The organism is Paenibacillus sp. FSL H8-0457 (genome assembly GCF_038051935.1).
Lineage (GTDB): Bacteria > Bacillota > Bacilli > Paenibacillales > Paenibacillaceae > Paenibacillus_AQ > Paenibacillus_AQ lautus_A.
Genome location: NZ_CP150293.1, coordinates 3,440,913 through 3,458,399 on the forward strand (window position 1 = coordinate 3,440,913; position 17,487 = coordinate 3,458,399).

Sequence of the window (17,487 nt, forward strand, 5' to 3'; positions counted from 1 at the left end):
ATAGTAAAGCTAAAATTATGCGGGGGTGTTGACATGATGAAAAAAGCTGTGCTGCTGATCCTGTCATTCGTGCTGGTGTTTACATTGGCCGCTTGTTCAGGCAGTTCAGGTAAAGATGTGACAGGCGGCGTTACCATTGAAAAAGTATCGGATATGGAAGGAACGGTTCGCGTTGCGCTGGCAGGCTGGCAGCTGGATAACGGGATCGATGCGCTGACAGGCAACCCGACCATCGGACTCAACGAATATTTGGATAAAACGTTCAAAAAAATGTATCCGAACATCAAACTGGAGGTTTATCAAATCCCTTGGGAGAACGTAAAAGCCAAACAAACGGCCATGCTGCTCTCCGGCGATGCGGATGTCTTGTATACCGGGGGAGCCTTTGCATCGCAATGGTACCAAGAAGGGCTGCTGCGTGACCTGGACGACTTGATTGCAAAAGATACTTCGTTTGACCCAAGCATCTATCTGGAAGGCATTATGAATAATTCCTACAGCACCAAGTCGCCGGACGGAAGTAAACAATTTGGAATTCCTGCCGTTCTTGGCCGCCGGATGACGATTTATGATAAGAAGCTGTTTGAAGACTGGGGCGTTGAAACACTCTCGGCACAACCGGGACCGGACGAAATTCTGGAGAAAGCCAAGCAGATGACCGGCAAAAACCCGAAAACCGGTGAAGACAATTTCGGTTTGTATTGGAGCGGCAACTCTTTAAACGGATCTACCTTTGTTGCATTAACCCTTGCATATGGCGCCAAAGGAGCGGAAGGATCACTGAAGGATATCAAGAACATCAAGTGGCACCTGAATTCTCCGGAAATGGTCAAAGTGCTGGAATGGCTGAAGGAAGCCGCACAGCTGCCACCGGCCGGGTTCGTGAATGCCCAGGGTGCCGAGAATTTTGGGCTCGAGAAAAACAATATTGCCATCGCGCTGGATTCCACCGGCGGCTCCACGATGAGTGAATACCGGTCGAAGCAGAACAAGGAGTTGCTGGACCGTTTTGAACCTGTGCTGAACATGGGGCCTAAAGGCGAAGGCTGGGTGGCGGTTGACCCGTTCATCATGGCAAAGAATGCCAAAGATGTGGATGCATCATGGGAAGTATTAAAGTTCTTGACCAGCTACATGACGCAAAAATACATGTATGAGAACTTCTCCAGTACCCCGACACTTAAAAACGCTGATTTCGTAACTCCGGAGGATAAGTTTGTGAAAAAAGCACTCGAAATCGCTGATGTTGGCCACTCGGAGCTCATGGATGAAGCCAATCCGTTCTACATGAGCGATATCGCTCCAGCCATTAATGGATTTATCAGCCAGGCAGCGTCCGGTAATGCTCCGGATATTCAGAAGTTTCTGGATGATCTGCAGGCTCGTGCCGAGAAGTGGTCTGCGAATCTGAAGTAAAAACAGGAGGGGACTGCACAGGTGCATGGGTTTGATAAGCGTGGTTGACTTACACGTTGTCCCTGACTTTGAAGAGACGGGCTAATCATGATGAGTATATGAGCCGAACAGCACAATATATTCCAATGTTATGTGAATCGTGCATTGTCCCGATCATGCGGGAGAAAAACCGACCGAATATGGCCGGTTTTTTTATATTTCAAGGCGGATAAAATAACATATAATGGTAAATTATTAAGTTGTAGAGAGGGGAGGGTTAATAAAAAATTAGGATAATGGATGATAACAAGCAAGCACTAAATAGTTCATAAGATTGAGCATTAATAAAAATTAAATCGATTAAGAACCAACGAAAGATTAAAAATATCTCAGTAGCGAAATTCCGCTAAAATGTGAAGCGAAATCGTAATAATAATGAAACAACCAAAATTCGATGATTATGATGATTTATAATGGCACATGAACAAACTTGAACAAGTGATCGATTAATGACGATATTAAACGACATTTTAATTAATGCCTTAGATTAGATAAATTGTAATTCAAACGAATGAATCTAGAATCAAAGAATCCAATTGGAAAGTTAAAGTTGTTTGATAAAAAGAAGATGCGCAAGAAAAAAGGATTATAACGGCTTAACATGATAGAAAGCAAAAACTTCAGATTCATACGAATCTAAATGAAAATCAGCTGTGGCGATTCTTTTCTCAACATCTGTTACACAAAACTCGTATTTTGTACATATGTCAAAGAATCCGGAACACAATTGGCGTGTTTGCTACGATCAATCGATTTATGTCGGAGGACAAGAACATGTACCGTTAAAGGACAAGAACTTGTACCCATTGCCGTAACTTGCCCTTTTCCCTCTTAGATTTCTTCCATTATCGTTATAATAAAAAATAAAAACCCGTTGGAATTAATCATCAACGGGTTTAAAAATTCAATGGGTTCGTTATGCGCGCTTACGGTTATATTTTGATACTAGTTCAGAGTGATACTATCAAGCTCGGCATATCCAGTTGAACCTTTGGCTAGTCTTATGATGTTATCTCCAGTAGTTAGATTCACATTCACATTTATAGTAGTGAATTCCCCCCATCCTGTGGTTGGAGGGTAAGTAACCGCTGAACAAGGGCCACCGTTGTAGCAAAGGTTTTGTGACGAATTTGCTCCAGTACCATTAGCATATCGGATTGTCATCTCCCCGGCATGTCACGCCAAAAGATTAAAACGACCAATGCGTCTGTAGAATCGACTCTTTGTAATTGTCATTTGCGAAATGGCATTCCAAATCCTATCATCACGAACTATTAGATATTTCTCATGATTATATTCATATTTCCTGCTTTGACTAAGATTGCAAAAAAGAGTACCTTTAATCGGTTTTTACCGAATAGAAGGTACTCTTTTTTCTGCTCAATGTCAAAATACAATAAAAACATACGGAATCCTAAGGTTAAGGCATCTCCGAGCTCCAGTAGCTCTCCGGATCCACGTTTTCAAGACCCGGAATTGGCTTGCCGATCGGCAGTTCAAAGGACCAGTTCACATTCGGATACCACTTGTCGGTGACTTTGCGGATCAAGGTGGCCTTCTCCGGCAGTTCGGTCATGCCCTGCACAACAAAGCCGGGATCTCCGGAAGCCTCTTTGATCTTGCCCATACTGACTCCCCCTCTGAATTCCGCCGGATATTCCCTTCCATCCTGATCTCTGACGACCCAAACATCTTTGCTGAATTCATTGCGATATTGCCCTTTCATCTTAATTAGACCCGCAATTTTCGGATCATTCATCCTCGCATTCGGGTCATGGTCAACCGTAAAGCCGCTTAATGTAACGACGTCTCCCTGATCCTTGAATATGACCGGATGTTCTTTAAGCTCGCTTGGAATCAGTTCAAGCGAACCGCTGCTTTGAATGGGAATGGAGTATCCGTCAAATACGAAGCTCAGCTTTTCGCGGTCATACGGAAGATACCTGAAGGTATAGGTCCAGTGCCGCTTACCGCCCTGCAGCTCACTGTTCTGCGAAATGATCGTCTCTGGGTGTCCGCCCCTGTAATTGTTTACGCTCGATATGTCTTCTCCCTTTTCATTTTCAAAATGAAACATCAGCTGCTGCATGCTCTCCAGTACTCCCGGCGAGCGCTTGGCGGCTTCAGGTGTCAAGGAAGTGCTCAGCTCCAATCTTACGCCGCTTGGCGTGCGTACCAGCTTTTCCATCTCAATCTGCATACCGTCAGGCGTCATGTACTTCTCATGTAGGGGCGTCGTAATATTCAGCGCGTTCGCCTTTTTCATGTCGAGCTTGAAGTTGAAATCCCAGTTTCCTTTCACGACTTTCTTGGAAAATACATTTCCTATTTCGCTTACCTCTCCTACTACGCTCACTTGATCATTCTGAACTTCACGAGTAAAAACAAACGTCAATTTATCGATGAACTTCGATCCTCCTTGTTCCCTGAGCCGCGCCACCTCATTATCGTTAGCATCTAGGACAAGAATTTTACTCCAGTCAACCTGATTCACGGCAGGTTTCCCCCGCGGATCCGTCACCTTCACCCCCATCACAAGCCGGGTCGCATCGGCGACCACTTCGTTAATCTCAATCGTGTAGCCTTTATCCTTCACTTTGACATGGGGGTTCTGCACGAGTCCAAGGCTTTGGGCATCCATCATCCCGCTATCTGAGGTTTCCCTCGCAAAAATCGATCGGACCCAGTCGGCAATGGACGGCTGTGCGTACAAAGTCAATGCCATGGCTACAACGAGAAGCGAAGCAACCCACAAGGCGCTTTTTTTCAAGAAAGGCCGCGATTTCGGATGACTCTTCTTAGAAACAGCCATGGATTCTTCCCCTGCAGGCTCGATTTCCATCTGTTCAAGGGAAGCCATCACCTGCTCGGTAAAGCCTTCTGGAAGTCTCTCGGCATACAGCAGCTGCGTCCATACTTTTTCTTCCTCCTCTGCCGCGGCTACCGTACTCCGGCATTCCGGGCACATGCGAAGATGGAATTCCAGCTCTTCGTCCGTTTTATTTCCAGACCGAATGTACTCTTTTGTCTGAGCAAGCTTCCAGCATCTCATGTATCATCCCCTCCTTCTCCTTGAACTTTTTTCGCAGAGACTTCTTGGCCCGGTGCAGCCGATTGCGCACTTGATTCACCTCAATGCCGGCAATAGCGGCAATTTCGTCATAGCTTAGTTCATTCGTATATCGCAGCAGCAGCACGATCCGATATTTATCCGGCAGCTGCTGCAGTAATTGCTGTACTTCCCCGCCGGTTTCCTTGCGGAGATAAGCCGATTCCGGCGTTTCGGTGTGATGATGCTGCACCCGGATCAGCACATCAGCTTCTACCGGCTCAGGCTTTTTTCTCCGCCCCGCATCCTTCATCACATTCACGGCGATGGCGTACAGCCATGAGGCGAAGCTCGATTCCTCCCTGAAGCCCGCCAGCTTGCGGTAAGCTTTCAGAAAAGCCTCCTGCGTGTAGTCCTGGGCATCCTGCGGGCTAGCACCCAGGCCTCGTAATAGGCCGTATATTTTATTTTTGTGCGTATCCACCAGCTGTGTAAAGCTCCTCTTGTCGCCAGCCAGCACCTGCCTGACCAGCGTAACGTCCTGTGACGGGTCTGCCATAACGATCCTCCCTGCTCATCATCTGAACTTCATATATTATAGACGGATGTCCTTTGCCGTTTCTCTCACTAAAAAAAAAAGAGCCCTCTTAGAATCTCTTCCTGTTTATTCCATTATACAGCCCGTTAGTTGAACAAAGGCAGCCGATCTCGTTATCGGCTGCCTACTTGTCTTTTATTGAACTAACGTGTCCCGTTAGTTTAATGAACCTCTATTATGCATTTGAATAATTAATCGAGACCACTCCTGGTTAACTACGGAACGAAGGAGTACCCCAAGTACCCGAAGAAGAACTTCGGCTCGTGCTCCTAGTTTGTATCCTCCCATAGTTGAACGGAAAAAAGTATCTTTATATACTAAAAGTGAGACCTTTACATCTAAAGTAATCTTCAACTTGTTTAATTCTTTTCCAATATACTTAACAAAAAGTTCATAACGTCTCTTTAACCATTCAAATGACCTATTCATGATGTTTGTAATTATACATGTATGAGTGATCCGGTAGGACGTCCAAATTTTTTTGAAAATATCCCAACCTTTATTTCGCCTGGCACACTATTTAATTGTCAGGAATTACAGATGCAACTATGGAGGCAAAAAATGGATTCAATTGGGAAGAACGGAAAAGAATCGGCGGAAGCGATTCGGAGCTATGTCAAACCGATTTTCGGTTTTGCGTTAAACCGGGTCAAGCAGCGGGCCGAGGCGGAGGATCTGGCTCAGGAGATTATGCTGCAGTTGTTGAAATCCTTCTCCGGGGTGCGGGACATTAGATGCCTTGAGGCTTACGTCTGGACGGTTGCCCGATACACTTGGGTGAATTGGTTGAAAAAGCGTGCGCACGCTCCCCAAGCGATCGAAATCAACGGCATGTCCGAACTGTCGGCCGCCCCTTCCCGGGAGCCGCTTGACCGGCTGCTGGTAACCGAAGCTTACCGCGAGCTGCGCCGAGAAGTCGCGTTTCTGTCCGACATCCATCGCCGGATCGTGGTCATGCATTACTACGACGAGCTTAAAATCGGCGATATCGCGATTGCTCTGAACATTCCTGTCAACACGGTGAAGTGGCATTTGAGCGAGGCCAAAAAGGAGTTACGGAAAGGGATGAAACGTATGCGTGCAACAGGAACTTTAAGTGTCAATCCGGTCAGCATGGGGGAAATGGGCCATTCCGGTTCGGCCGGCAGACTGGGCGAAACCAACGATTTTCTTGGACGCGCCTTGGCGCAAAATATCGTTTACGCGGCTTATCACAAGGCGCGTACCGTACATCAAATCGCGGAGGAGCTCGGAATGCCGCCGTCTTTGCTGGAAGGCGAAGTCCGGCACCTGGCCGATTACAATTTTCTCATCCAAACCTCTCCCGGCAAATATCAAAGCAATACCATCGTCTGGGACCTCTTCGAGTTGGTCGTAGCCGGTCATCAATTCTGGCAAGATTGCGCCGCCGAAGTGGCCGATGTTCATTTCGACGCGTTAATGGAAGTTCGCCGGCAAGTCGAGGATAGCGGAGTGTACGTTCCGGACGGCGACTATAACTTCCTGCTCTGGACCTTGCTGCCCAAGAACGTCGAGGAGCAATCTTGGCGGAGCATGCCGGCGGGCGACAACTTCGATGCGGTCGCACCAATGCGAAAGGACGGAGGTCAGTATATTGCCTATGCGGCGTTGAACCGGAGCCGCAATGCCGATCCGGGTTTTGATTTGAGTAGTTACGTCACCTTCGGTCCGTCGCTCCGCTACGTCGAAGACACTCCCTTATACTTGTGGCAATTCAATACGTACTGGAGCGACCGCCAGGTGGATTGGCGTTTCCTGGAATACCGGAATGTCGAGATTTGTAATGCGTTCCAACAAGGGGAACTGCCCGACAACGAAGAGAACAGCGAGCAATATTCGTTCCTGCTGGAGAAGGGGTACATCCGCAAGACGGAGGAGGGGTACAAGTTCAATGCGGTTTGGATCGACTCTCCGCAAACGTTGGATCGGTTGAACAAGGCAATGCCGGATTTGTCCGCTCTGTATGCGCCTGCTGTCGGCAAGCTCTACGATAAAATGCTCAAGCTGTTCCTGCAAAATCAGCCGAAGCATTTGGAGCCGCAGCTTGCTTACATGGTGAGAGGCAACACCGGCGGAGGCCGGCTTGTCGCTTATATTTTGAAGCATTTGATCGATAACAGGAAGTTGAAACCGCCGTTGCCGCACCAGCAGAAGACGATTTCAACCTGGATGGGGCCGGTCAAGTAAGTCGGTTCGGAAATGTATACGAAGAATGGCCGTTCCCGGGCGGTGGCCATTTTTACACAAAACTCTGTCTGTCCACTCTGTCTGTCCAACGAAGTGATTAGGACATCGCTATTTCACCACGACCCCCTCCTGAACGTATGAAAATGATTAAAAACTACCCATGACGCATGTGCGTCATGGGTAGTTTTTGATCGCAATCGTATCCGCCGGATTTCTCCTTTACCTTACGATTTTTAATTTTTCTTGTCCGCAACCAACCGTGAGAGGCCAGATGCTCCACATACTCAGCAGATCTATTCAGCAAAACTGCCCGTTAGCTTAATGATATTGCATTGAACATAGTTAGATACTTATCTAATCGGTAATCGGTTCATGTTCTTGTCCTTTACGGCAATCGGTACAAGTTCTTGTCCTCGACTCGGGACAAGAACTTGTACCGATAAAACAAAAAAGCCGCTACAATAGCGACTTTCAATGGGACCATGTTCTTGTCCCCCGACACTTCTCATCCAATTCCGAGATTGATGCCACGATTGTGCGCGTTCACCGATGTCTTCGGTTTCGGCGAAGGATGATTAGTTTTTATTCTGTCTTGCTTTAGCCACTCTCGGTAATTGTTTCTCAAAAATGGATAACACATTTGAAATCAAATGTTCGCTCGGACTTTTGTTGTCTTTTAAAAGTGTATATATAAGGTTCAAGAAAGTCTTAGCATCTTTCTCTGTTAAACTTTTGATTGATTCCATGGTGCTATCATTTAGAAAATTTTCTTCCTTCATCTCCATAATTATTCCTCCATCTTTAAATATCATTTATTCTTCCGTTACAAAATATTAATGCGTTGTTTCCAAGCTAGCTCCCTTAATTAAAACGTTTCCAGTGGTTAGAAAGTTGATTTATTGTTTCCCGTTAGTTTAATCACCTATTGTTAGCTGCTCTTCGCAGTCCTTCTTCATAGAAAGCTTTATTTGCTTCGACCCAAGCAAGCTTTAATGCCTCTTCTGGTTTGAACAGCCCTCTTCCGTTTGTTTCATAAGTATTTTGAAAATCATCAAGCCTTATGATTTTTGCAGAATAAAAGACCATATAGCTCTCTGGATATGGATACTTATAATTCTCTGGCTTGTTATATAGTCTTATCAATTCATATCCGAGAACGTGAGGAGATTCAATCAAAGCACCTGTTTCTTCATAAAGTTCCCTTTTCATTGCCTCCATAGGCGTTTCCCCAGGTTCAATATGCCCTCCAGGTATATCCCATCCTCTTTCATTCAAATTAGTTAATAACAATGCGTCTTCTTGAAATGCAAGTACAAACGAGCACCTTATTATTAATTCTTGACGAGGAATAACTTCAGACAATACTAATTGTGTTTCGTTAGGCAACGGGAGCCCTCTAACGTTTTTTTCTTCTCTGATAATTTTCATTTCAAAATTTCACCTCTTCAATAATTTGAATTTAAAGCAATACTTTAGAGTCACAAAATTCCCAAAAAATCGTCAGGTGGCCGCCGAAATTTTCGAAAAAAAATTATGCAACTACTAAAATTATTAAGGAAAGAAGGTATAGAAAATGATTCGAGAAATTGAACAGCAATTCACTGAAGAGATCCTTACCGAAGTAATAAAGCGATACGACCTTAATCAAGACACTGTTCGTTCATTGGGCGGTTATGAAAGCTAAGGCCTCCTCCTGATCGCTTTCCAGGTAATTGTCCAGAAGCGCCCTCTCTCAGAAGCACATCCTCATCTGATCCGTCCGGCTCGAACAAAACCTCTTGAGGCGTATCAGTCCTCCCGATTGGATGGGCTTTATTTAATTTATCAGTGACTCTTCCAAACCAATCCGTATGTATTGTACCTGGACAAACGGCATTAACGCGTATCCCTTTGATGCAGCACTCAACCGCTGCCGTTCGTTAAACCAATGATACCTTGCTTGCTAGTCTAGTTAAAGCTTAAAACACCAATCGTCGCTGTTTTTGTTTACAACTATCCTGCCCGTTAGCTTAAAAAGGCACCTGATCGCTCTGACCAGCTGCCTCCTCTTCTTTATTCAACTATCGTTTCCCGTTAGCTTTACGGGCTACCGATCACCCCAACCACTTTCCCCTCAATTTTATCTGTGGGTAATGGCCCAAAGAATCTACTATCATTACTGCGAAACCAATCATCACCTACAATATAAATGCTGTCTTCAGGGATCTCAATTTCCTTCATAGTTAATTCCTCAAAATAATTTACTATATTTTCGATGTTTTTTCTTATGTAATCTTCTAAGTCAACACGCTCTAAAGCTTTTTTCAAACTATCGAGATCAGCACCCAGTCGATGTGCTCTTCCGTAAAAGGCATCAAGCAATTTCCCGTTAATATAGATCTGTCCTTTTTCAATCTTTACTTTTTCGCCAGGTAGCCCGATTACTCTAGAAATACTGTACTCACCAAGATTCTTTTTAGTTTCAGGATTTGTAAAGTATACGATATCACCGCGACTAATCGCATGCTTATTGTAATACTTCGAATCAATCACAACCTGACCTTCTAAATCATGATTCCCACGATCCATGTTGTCATAGTTATGATGATAGATGACCTGCCCGGAATCTAACTCATTTTTGGTTACTGTATTAATCGTTGGTTTGGTTATGGAATCAGTGATGATTTTACTTGTTTCATCTGAACTACTACATGCTGCAAATATCAGTCCAAATACAATACCGATAATGACCACTTTCATCATTTCCCACTCCCCTCGACTTCTTTTCCTTTATACGTAAACTTAAGGTTAAGTGTTCCAAAGTTACAGTGGCTTGATTGAACTAATCTGCCCTTTAGTTGAACAAAAGCAGCCGATTACGTTGATCGGCTGCCTTTGTTTTTATTGAGCTATCGTTTCCCGTTAGCGTAATCACGATGGTTAAGTCCCTGCAGAGACATGGTCAATACGTAGCTGTTAAGACTAATGGTATCATTACGAATCAGTGACTACATCAATTCACCCAGATCTGGCGGACGACGAAAAAGTGTTGCCTGCTCGAAACTATAGGCGATGCTTATTAACGTGGGCTCACTGAAAGCCCTCCCGGAAAAGACAACACCAAATGGACCCTGCGTCGAATCTCCATCCGCATCAATTGTTCCTTTGGCTGAATAACCGGCGGGCACCGTTATAAGGGGATACCCTAATCTGGCAGCAATGTACATACCATCAATATCACCGGGTAGCATTAATGCATCTAAGCCGTGTTGATCGAGTGCATAGTCAATTCCTTGCGATACTGTCGGATGGTTATATTCTTGACGTTTAAGTTGATAGGTTGTCTCGTTTAGTGCATTTTGTTCCGAGCGAATCAGATTATCTTGGCCAAACTTCAATGAGGAAGCAGCGTGCTTCTGATTATAAGAAATCAATTCTTGAAGAGAATGCACGGGCATATCCGAGCTCAACTTCGATAAATAGTGATTCAGGCCTGTTTTGAATTCGTAGCAGATAACATCATTGTTCCATGGATGCTGTTCCAAATAGAGGTCCACAGGATCGATAACTGTAGCACCTTGCTCACGTAGAACATTAATGGCGGATTCCATGATTGAAAGTCTTTCTTCATCCAATGAATCATAGTAATGTCGGGGAATCCCAATGCGAGCTTTACGCAGAAAGTCTCGGTCGAGATAAGTTGTATAGTCATGAGAAGTACGTTGCGGGCTAGTCCATGTTGCCTCATCGTTTTCGTCAAAACCGACGATTGCTCCAAGTAGAATCGCTGCATCAGTGACTGTCTTGGAAATTGGTCCTGGTGTATCCTGACTTATAGAGATTGGGATTATGCCGCTGCGGCTCGTAAGCCCTATAGTAGGCTTTATTCCAACGAGAAGATGTTGGCTGGCCGGCCCAATAATCGAACCTGCGGTTTCTGTTCCTATCGCTGCTGCTGCCAGGTCCGCAGCTAGTGCTGCAGCAGATCCTGAACTTGACCCGCTGACGAAGAGCTTGCCAGGTCCATATGGATTCAACACATATCCACCCCTAGAACTGAATCCAGCAGGCATACGGCTGGACATAAAATTCGACCACTCGGTCATATTTGCCTTACCTAGAAGAACTGCGCCGGCAGCGCGGAGTTTTGCGGCAATAAACGAATCTTCAGGAGCAAACGACTCAGCCAATGCGATTGAACCAGCGCTCGTATGCATTCGGTCGTGTGTATCGATGTTATCCTTGAGAAGGATTGGTATTCCGTGAAGAGGCCCCCGACTACCTGTTGTTTTTAGCTCAAAATCGAGATTCCTTGCGATTTCAACCGCATCTGGATTAATCTCTAATACAGCATTGATCAAAGGATTATACCTATGAATTCTTTCGATATATGCTAGAACGAGGGCTTCGGAGGTACATTCACCCGTAGCCATTGCCTTTTGAATGCTGACCAAATCAGCGTCCTGAATCCAATCTTGCAAGTTGATGCTCATATATTAAGATACCCCCCAGTGATGGTAAATTATAGGACAATAATAATACGGTAACATTCTGTCTTACTACGTGTATAGGTAAAGTTTCGATATAATAAAAAAGTATCTTTGGGCATTGCAGGAGAGCTTATACATATCCGAACATCAATATTGTATCTAAAGAAAACTGCCCGTAAGCACAACGAGGCTACCGATCATGACGGCAGCCTCGTTTAAGTAAATTATTTAGTTATAGTGTCCCGTTAGCGCAACAGGCTGCCTATTGGGCAGCCTGCACATGATACCTACACTACTGGTTGTTTCAACTTATAATCCAAAATGTTCACGAACTAGTCTGAATTGTTCTTCAACACTTAAGCTAGTTGTTCTTTTAATGGTCTTGATTCCATTTTTAACACAGGCATTTCTAATGTCACGAGAAAACTTTACCATATTCTTGTTGCCGTTTTTGATTGTTTCCGCTGGTTTAGCTGTAAGGTTAATAACATCCAAAATCATCTTATGGTCTTCCCTGAAGAAATATAGCCGTTCTATTTCTTCATCAGACGTATAGAGACAAATCATTCTTTCTTTAGGAATAAAGGGTAATATTTGCTCGGGCATTATTCCTAAATCTATTATGATTGGTGTATCGGTAGGCATTTTCAACAAATCGATAACAAAAAACTCCATCATTTCTTCGATAATTTGAAAAAGCCATTCACAATGTTCATCATTGGGTTTATTAAACCATTTGTCCCAGTCCAAACCAGGATGAGGATATTGAAGGGCAGGGTATTCAACAGGGCTAGTGAATGGTCTATATTTTAAGACATTATCCTCTAGCGTTTGAAATCCTAACTCCTCAGCAAATTTCTTTGTCATTGTGGTCTTGCCCGCGCAACAACCACCATTTAACCAATACACATGCTTTAATTGTTCTTTCAGATAATTATCATTAACCTTCATATTTACCCTCCTCAAATTTTAATTTTGAGGAAGTTGGCGGATTCTTATCGGCTTTCTATAACAGCGAAAGTACATATTAAATCCTCCTTTCCAAAGCATACTAATAACATTCGACTGTTTGGTTATTAATTCCTCTTGCATTCCAACTAAACTGCCCGTTAGTGTAACAAGGAAGAAATTGCTTTTGGGTTTTATGTTTTTGCGCTGATTTCTTATAACGTTCCAGCATTCACGAACCCTCACTGGCTTAAGCCCCAAAGGGGCAGCCGCGATGCGGTTAGCCAGTGCAGGGTTGTCGCCTGAATCCTCTTCTACAAAATCCCTCTGGACAACTTGCTGGCCCGCCGCGTGAATGCACTGTTATCTGATGGCATGGCCTTCTCCGAACTACCTTCAAAATCATATTTTTATATTTCCTTCTCGAAGAACACGACATTCATGTCACCGAATTTCTTTTGGGTATACTCTCGATATCCATTCTTCTTGAAAAGTAATATTGCTGGCTCCTGATTAGTGGTTGTATCCAAAATAATTCTTCCAAATCCCTTTTGCTTGGCCGACTTCTCTAACGCAGTCAATATATCTTGACCATATCCTCGCCTTTGATAAGCACTATCTACTCTTATTCTCTTAACTTCTGCGGTCAAATAATCTCGTTTACGGTATGCGCCCATGCATACGATCATGCTATCATGTATTCCAACTAAGAAATCACCATCATTGTCAATATATGTTGTCAAAATGTTTTGCATATCCTTATCCATACTCGGGTCACCGATGCTTGCATTGTGCTGTCTAAGTCCTTCAATGTGCAAATGCATTACTCGTTCATGATCGGTTTCTCGATATTTTCGAATTGCTAACTCCATCACTTCACCGCCCAAATTGGTTTTGCCATGCTTTCAGATAACGTTCTTGTATTCACGACGCCCCACCACCCTAAAGGAGCGAAGTGACTGGCCGCGATGCGGTTGGGTGGTGCGGGTGTGTCCGGCAGATTCCGCTTCCTTGCTACTGTAATTGCCTCCTTGAAACCTCTTCTAACTTCGGTCCGGACCGAGGCAGCTTGTCTGCCGAAGCGTGAATACGGTGTTATATGATGGATCGGCCCACTTCCTCGAATTAAGACACGATGTCGACCCACATAAAAATATTAAGCAGCTACATACTAACTGTAGCTGCTCTGTTCTATGGCTTATGCTTCTGGAAAGAGAGCATTTATTGAGAGATATTGCTCGCCTGTATCTGGAAGTAGTATAACAATTTTTTTATCTTTATTTTCTGGTCTTCTAGCAATTTGTAATGCAACAAATGCGGCAGCACCCGAGGAAATCCCTACCAGTAATCCTTCGCTTTTCGCTAACTGCCTTGTAGTTTCAAAGGCATCTTCATTTTTTACTTGAATAATCTCATCTACTACTGATCTATTAAAATTATCTGGTACGAATCCTGCTCCGATTCCTTGGATCTTATGTACTCCTTTGTTTCCTCCAGAGAGAACCGCGAATCAAAGGGTTCAACTGCAATAATCCTTACTGTAGGCTTTCTTGCCTATAGTACTTCTCCAACTCCAGAAATTGTTCCTCCTGTGCCAACACCACCAATGAATATATCAATGTCTCCATCTGTATCTCTCCAGATTTCTTCAGCAGTTGTTTTCTTATGTATTTCTGGGTTAGCTGGATTATTAAATTGCTGAGGTATATATGAATTAGGAATTGTAGCAGCTATCTCTTCGGCCTTCTTGATTGCACCGGACATGCCTTCCTGGGCAGGGGTTAGAATTAATTCTGCACCTAAAGCAGTTAAAAGCTTTCTACGTTCGACACTAAAACTCTCAGGAAGAGTAATCATTAATCTATATCCTAAAGCTGCTGCAGCAAAGGCAAGACCCACGCCAGTGTTCCCGCTGGTAGGTTCTATTATTACTGAATCCTTATTTATATATCCTTTTTCTTCAGCGTCTTTAATCATAGCGAATCCAATTCTGTCTTTAACACTTCCAGCAGGATTAAAGTACTCCAATTTAGCAATGATTTTTGTCTCAAGTTGATGCTTCAGCGAAAAGTTGGTTAGCTCTAATAATGGGGTATTACCTATAAGATCTGTAAGGTTCTTTGCAATTCTAGACAAAGTTATCCCTCCGCCAATGTCAATTCCAACTGAATTAGTTGGCTTTATGTTTTTAACATAACACTTATGGAAAATAAATACAACAATAACTTCAGCCCCATGGACGGGGCGATTGATTAGCTTCCACAATGGTATTCTGGGCCGATCTTTCATATAACGTCTTATCTACGAACTTCGTAAATAATTCCATATGTAGAGTATTCGTGAATTTATTGAACTATCCAATAAAAGGGCGTCTACTACCGTCGATGAAATCATCTCGGGAATGTAACCATGTTCTTGTCATCAGTCGGGAATGTTATCAAGTTCTTGTTATTGTGTTTTGACAAGAACTTGATAACATAATTATAAAAAGCCGCTTAATTAGCGGCTTTCAATGGGAATATGTTCTTGTCCCCCGACAATTATTTATTTCTGCTGGTTTCCATTCGTTCCTTATGAACTTTCGATCACCTGAATCATATGATCTTGATAAACTATGGATGGCCCCCATAGTCGCGCCCCATTTACTAAACAAACCCGAACCCCATAACTCTGGTTCACTATCAAAGAACCTTCCAGGAACTCCTTCAAAAACGACGGCAATAAAACATTGTTCACGATCTATGCAAACTTTCGTCATGTTGCCATCAATTGTTTGAATTGGCAATGAGGTACGAACACCGTTTTCAGCTAAGTAACGAACCCATTGAACTTCTGCCTGAATCGTCATCTCATATTCAACCGGTTTTGGTGACAACCGTAGAAAATAGGCCTTTCTGTCTTTAATGTATTTGTAGACTTCGTTAGTGGAGCTACTTACAAACTGTATTGAATGAATATCAAAATCGAAAGCTCTACTTGCTTGCGAAAGGATATCTTTAGGTATTTGAGGTTGCATATAACACCCTCCTCAATTCAAATCATTACTCTAATATATGCGTCATACCTAATTAAGTACTGTCAATATACATATACCTGCTCGTTAGCTTAATGAAATTGTATGGAAACATAGTTAGATACTTATCTAATCGGTAATCGGCTCATGTTCTTTGATCATCATTCTTTATTAAATGAATAGTAAAAAAACAAAAACAACAAACCATCACTCTGATGGTTTGTTGTTTTTGTTTTTGACTTATTTAAATGAAAATCTGTTTACATAGTTATCAACATATTCACGAAGTAATTTATTTTCTTGTGTTGGGTTGTCAAATATTTTCATCGCAACCACTGACGGAATATGCGACTTCATTTTTTGAATTTCATTCTTCGTATTGATGGAACTATTCGTACATATTAGATTAATTGGTAGATCGTTTCATTGTTTTCATAATAGACTTTAACTGTATCTATCCTATTTTCTAAATCAATATTTAATTTAAAGATTATCGACGGTAAGCTCATTCCAATCATTTCATTGATCTGTTTCCATTTTGGTGCGACAGTAAGTCTTGCCCCTTCTTCAGCAATGGCTAACCATTGGTGGAAATAATTTATTATTAATTCTGAAGTGTAACGATTCAGAAATTGATGAAATACCGGCCTACTTTCAACATTAGAAAGATTCATTTGAGAAATCAGTATTTTTTTATGTTCGCCCATCGTTTAGAATGGGACCTCCCTGCACTTCCCTGAATGACTTCGTTCCAATCTTCGGCATCTCCCTCTAAACAACGGGCCAGTACCGTCAATGACGTTGCCGAAAACACATTGTAGAATACCTGCTCATATGTCGGAAACACTTGCTCCAGTAAGGCTCTACTGTTCAGCTTCGCCTGCACAAAGATTCCCGTGACGAACTCGTGCTGCCTTGTCAAATGCTGTAGCTCGTAAACGTCTCATTCCACGTTCGGTGCGCTTCACGTCGCCACGGTAGTACATCTCAGCCAGGTGCCAGGCATCCAGAGCATCTGTTTTGACTTTGCGTAACTGTGTCCTTTTCGCTCGTTTGGATTGCAACGGATTCACCATGTAATAGGTGTAGCCACTTCGATCCAAATATGAAACCAATGCACGGTGGTAATGCCCTGTTGCTTCCAGAACCACCACTGGAGCCAAACCCGTTTCAGCTTGAAGCCTACTCAGCATTTCCGCGAATTGTTCGAATCCACTCGTTCCATGCTCAATGTCTACAGCTTTTCGTTAGGGTTTGCGCTAACGCTTTTTTCAGCTTCTCCTCTTCGAAGGGATCAAGTTTTAACTCGGTTAATTTCTCTACATATAAACTGTACAAAATCGTTTCTTCCGGTTTCGTATTCCGCAAATTGCTGTAACTCGTAAGCATTTCCTTCAGAAATTCAGAAGCAGGGACAATACCTTTCTCCTGTCTGTCTTGAATTCTATCTATGACATGCGCGACTTTATCCGAAAACCCGTTTAGCGCAATGAATGAACGCATTCACCTCTATGAAAGCGCTTTTGCCCTATACATAATGGTGTTAGATCGTAGTAATGTAAATATTGCAATAATATAGAATAAAAACATCGAATTGTAAACTTTGTATGAAAGGAGGTGAAAAGGGCTCGACAAACTGTAGTCTCGCTTATTCACCTGGACATAACTACGACAACGAAAGCACCGGAGAAGCCAAAAGATTATAATCCCCTCGCAAAGGACAAGAAGCGGCCTTTCTTGAGAGGTA

Annotated in this window: 15 protein-coding genes and 1 pseudogene; 2 read left to right on the top strand and 14 right to left on the bottom strand. The window is 43.2% G+C overall.

Going from position 1 to position 17,487, the window contains the following annotated elements; all coding sequences use genetic code 11:
* The first annotated feature begins 36 nt into the window (after positions 1–36).
* The gene (locus MHI43_RS15280; protein ID WP_009592677.1) at positions 37–1,416 is read left to right on the top strand and encodes an extracellular solute-binding protein; all 1,380 of its coding nucleotides are present in this window, start codon (positions 37–39) and stop codon (positions 1,414–1,416) included.
* 1,459 nt (positions 1,417–2,875) lie between these two features.
* Here the strand turns inward: MHI43_RS15280 and MHI43_RS15285 are convergent.
* Both MHI43_RS15285 and MHI43_RS15290 read right to left on the bottom strand, forming a co-directional pair.
* Entirely contained in the window at positions 2,876–4,507 is a 1,632-nt protein-coding gene (locus tag MHI43_RS15285; protein WP_036663032.1) for a DUF4179 domain-containing protein, read from the bottom strand.
* Complete coding sequence (locus MHI43_RS15290; RefSeq protein ID WP_051425358.1) at positions 4,455–5,063, bottom strand: sigma-70 family RNA polymerase sigma factor; 609 nt, start codon at positions 5,061–5,063, stop codon at positions 4,455–4,457. The genes MHI43_RS15285 and MHI43_RS15290 overlap by 53 nt, the downstream gene beginning before the upstream one ends.
* Before the next feature lie 600 nt (positions 5,064–5,663).
* On the opposite strand from MHI43_RS15290, the gene MHI43_RS15295 reads away from it, so the two are divergent.
* Entirely contained in the window at positions 5,664–7,310 is a 1,647-nt protein-coding gene (locus MHI43_RS15295) for an RNA polymerase sigma factor (RefSeq protein WP_036663030.1), read from the top strand.
* A 575-nt stretch (positions 7,311–7,885) separates the two neighbouring features.
* Here the strand turns inward: MHI43_RS15295 and MHI43_RS15300 are convergent.
* The 12 genes and pseudogenes from MHI43_RS15300 to MHI43_RS15355 all read right to left on the bottom strand — a co-directional run bounded on the left by MHI43_RS15300 (position 7,886) and on the right by MHI43_RS15355 (position 16,933).
* Positions 7,886–8,095 (bottom strand): hypothetical protein, encoded by a 210-nt coding sequence (locus MHI43_RS15300; protein WP_036663028.1) that lies wholly within the window; start codon positions 8,093–8,095, stop codon positions 7,886–7,888.
* Positions 8,096–8,228: 133 nt separating this feature from the next.
* Entirely contained in the window at positions 8,229–8,738 is a 510-nt protein-coding gene (locus MHI43_RS15305; protein WP_036663026.1) for an NUDIX domain-containing protein, read from the bottom strand.
* A gap of 212 nt (positions 8,739–8,950) precedes the next feature.
* On the bottom strand, positions 8,951–9,205 hold the full coding sequence (locus MHI43_RS15310) for a hypothetical protein (protein WP_155989892.1): 255 nt from the start codon (positions 9,203–9,205) through the stop codon (positions 8,951–8,953).
* Between the two features lie 184 nt (positions 9,206–9,389).
* Positions 9,390–10,052 carry a signal peptidase I gene (lepB, locus tag MHI43_RS15315; protein WP_036663025.1) on the bottom strand — a complete coding sequence of 221 codons (663 nt, stop codon included), beginning with the start codon at positions 10,050–10,052 and terminating at the stop codon, positions 9,390–9,392.
* A 245-nt stretch (positions 10,053–10,297) separates the two neighbouring features.
* Positions 10,298–11,782 carry an amidase family protein gene (locus MHI43_RS15320; protein WP_036663023.1) on the bottom strand — a complete coding sequence of 495 codons (1,485 nt, stop codon included), beginning with the start codon at positions 11,780–11,782 and terminating at the stop codon, positions 10,298–10,300.
* Positions 11,783–12,088: 306 nt separating this feature from the next.
* A complete protein-coding gene (locus tag MHI43_RS15325; protein ID WP_036663021.1) occupies positions 12,089–12,730 on the bottom strand; it encodes a hypothetical protein in 642 nt (213 codons plus the stop codon).
* A gap of 407 nt (positions 12,731–13,137) precedes the next feature.
* A complete protein-coding gene (locus MHI43_RS15330) occupies positions 13,138–13,599 on the bottom strand; it encodes a GNAT family N-acetyltransferase (protein WP_036663019.1) in 462 nt (153 codons plus the stop codon).
* Between the two features lie 326 nt (positions 13,600–13,925).
* Positions 13,926–14,863 (bottom strand): annotated as a pseudogene (cysK, locus tag MHI43_RS15335) (cysteine synthase A).
* Positions 14,864–15,236: 373 nt separating this feature from the next.
* Positions 15,237–15,743 carry a phosphotransferase gene (locus tag MHI43_RS15340; protein WP_036663017.1) on the bottom strand — a complete coding sequence of 169 codons (507 nt, stop codon included), beginning with the start codon at positions 15,741–15,743 and terminating at the stop codon, positions 15,237–15,239.
* Between the two features lie 398 nt (positions 15,744–16,141).
* Positions 16,142–16,447 carry a hypothetical protein gene (locus MHI43_RS15345; protein WP_036663016.1) on the bottom strand — a complete coding sequence of 102 codons (306 nt, stop codon included), beginning with the start codon at positions 16,445–16,447 and terminating at the stop codon, positions 16,142–16,144.
* On the bottom strand, positions 16,423–16,662 hold the full coding sequence (locus MHI43_RS15350; protein WP_340970247.1) for a hypothetical protein: 240 nt from the start codon (positions 16,660–16,662) through the stop codon (positions 16,423–16,425). Before MHI43_RS15350 ends, MHI43_RS15345 begins: the two co-directional genes overlap by 25 nt.
* A complete protein-coding gene (locus tag MHI43_RS15355; protein ID WP_081746310.1) occupies positions 16,604–16,933 on the bottom strand; it encodes a transposase in 330 nt (109 codons plus the stop codon). The genes MHI43_RS15350 and MHI43_RS15355 overlap by 59 nt, the downstream gene beginning before the upstream one ends.
* Between the last annotated feature and the right edge of the window lie 554 nt (positions 16,934–17,487).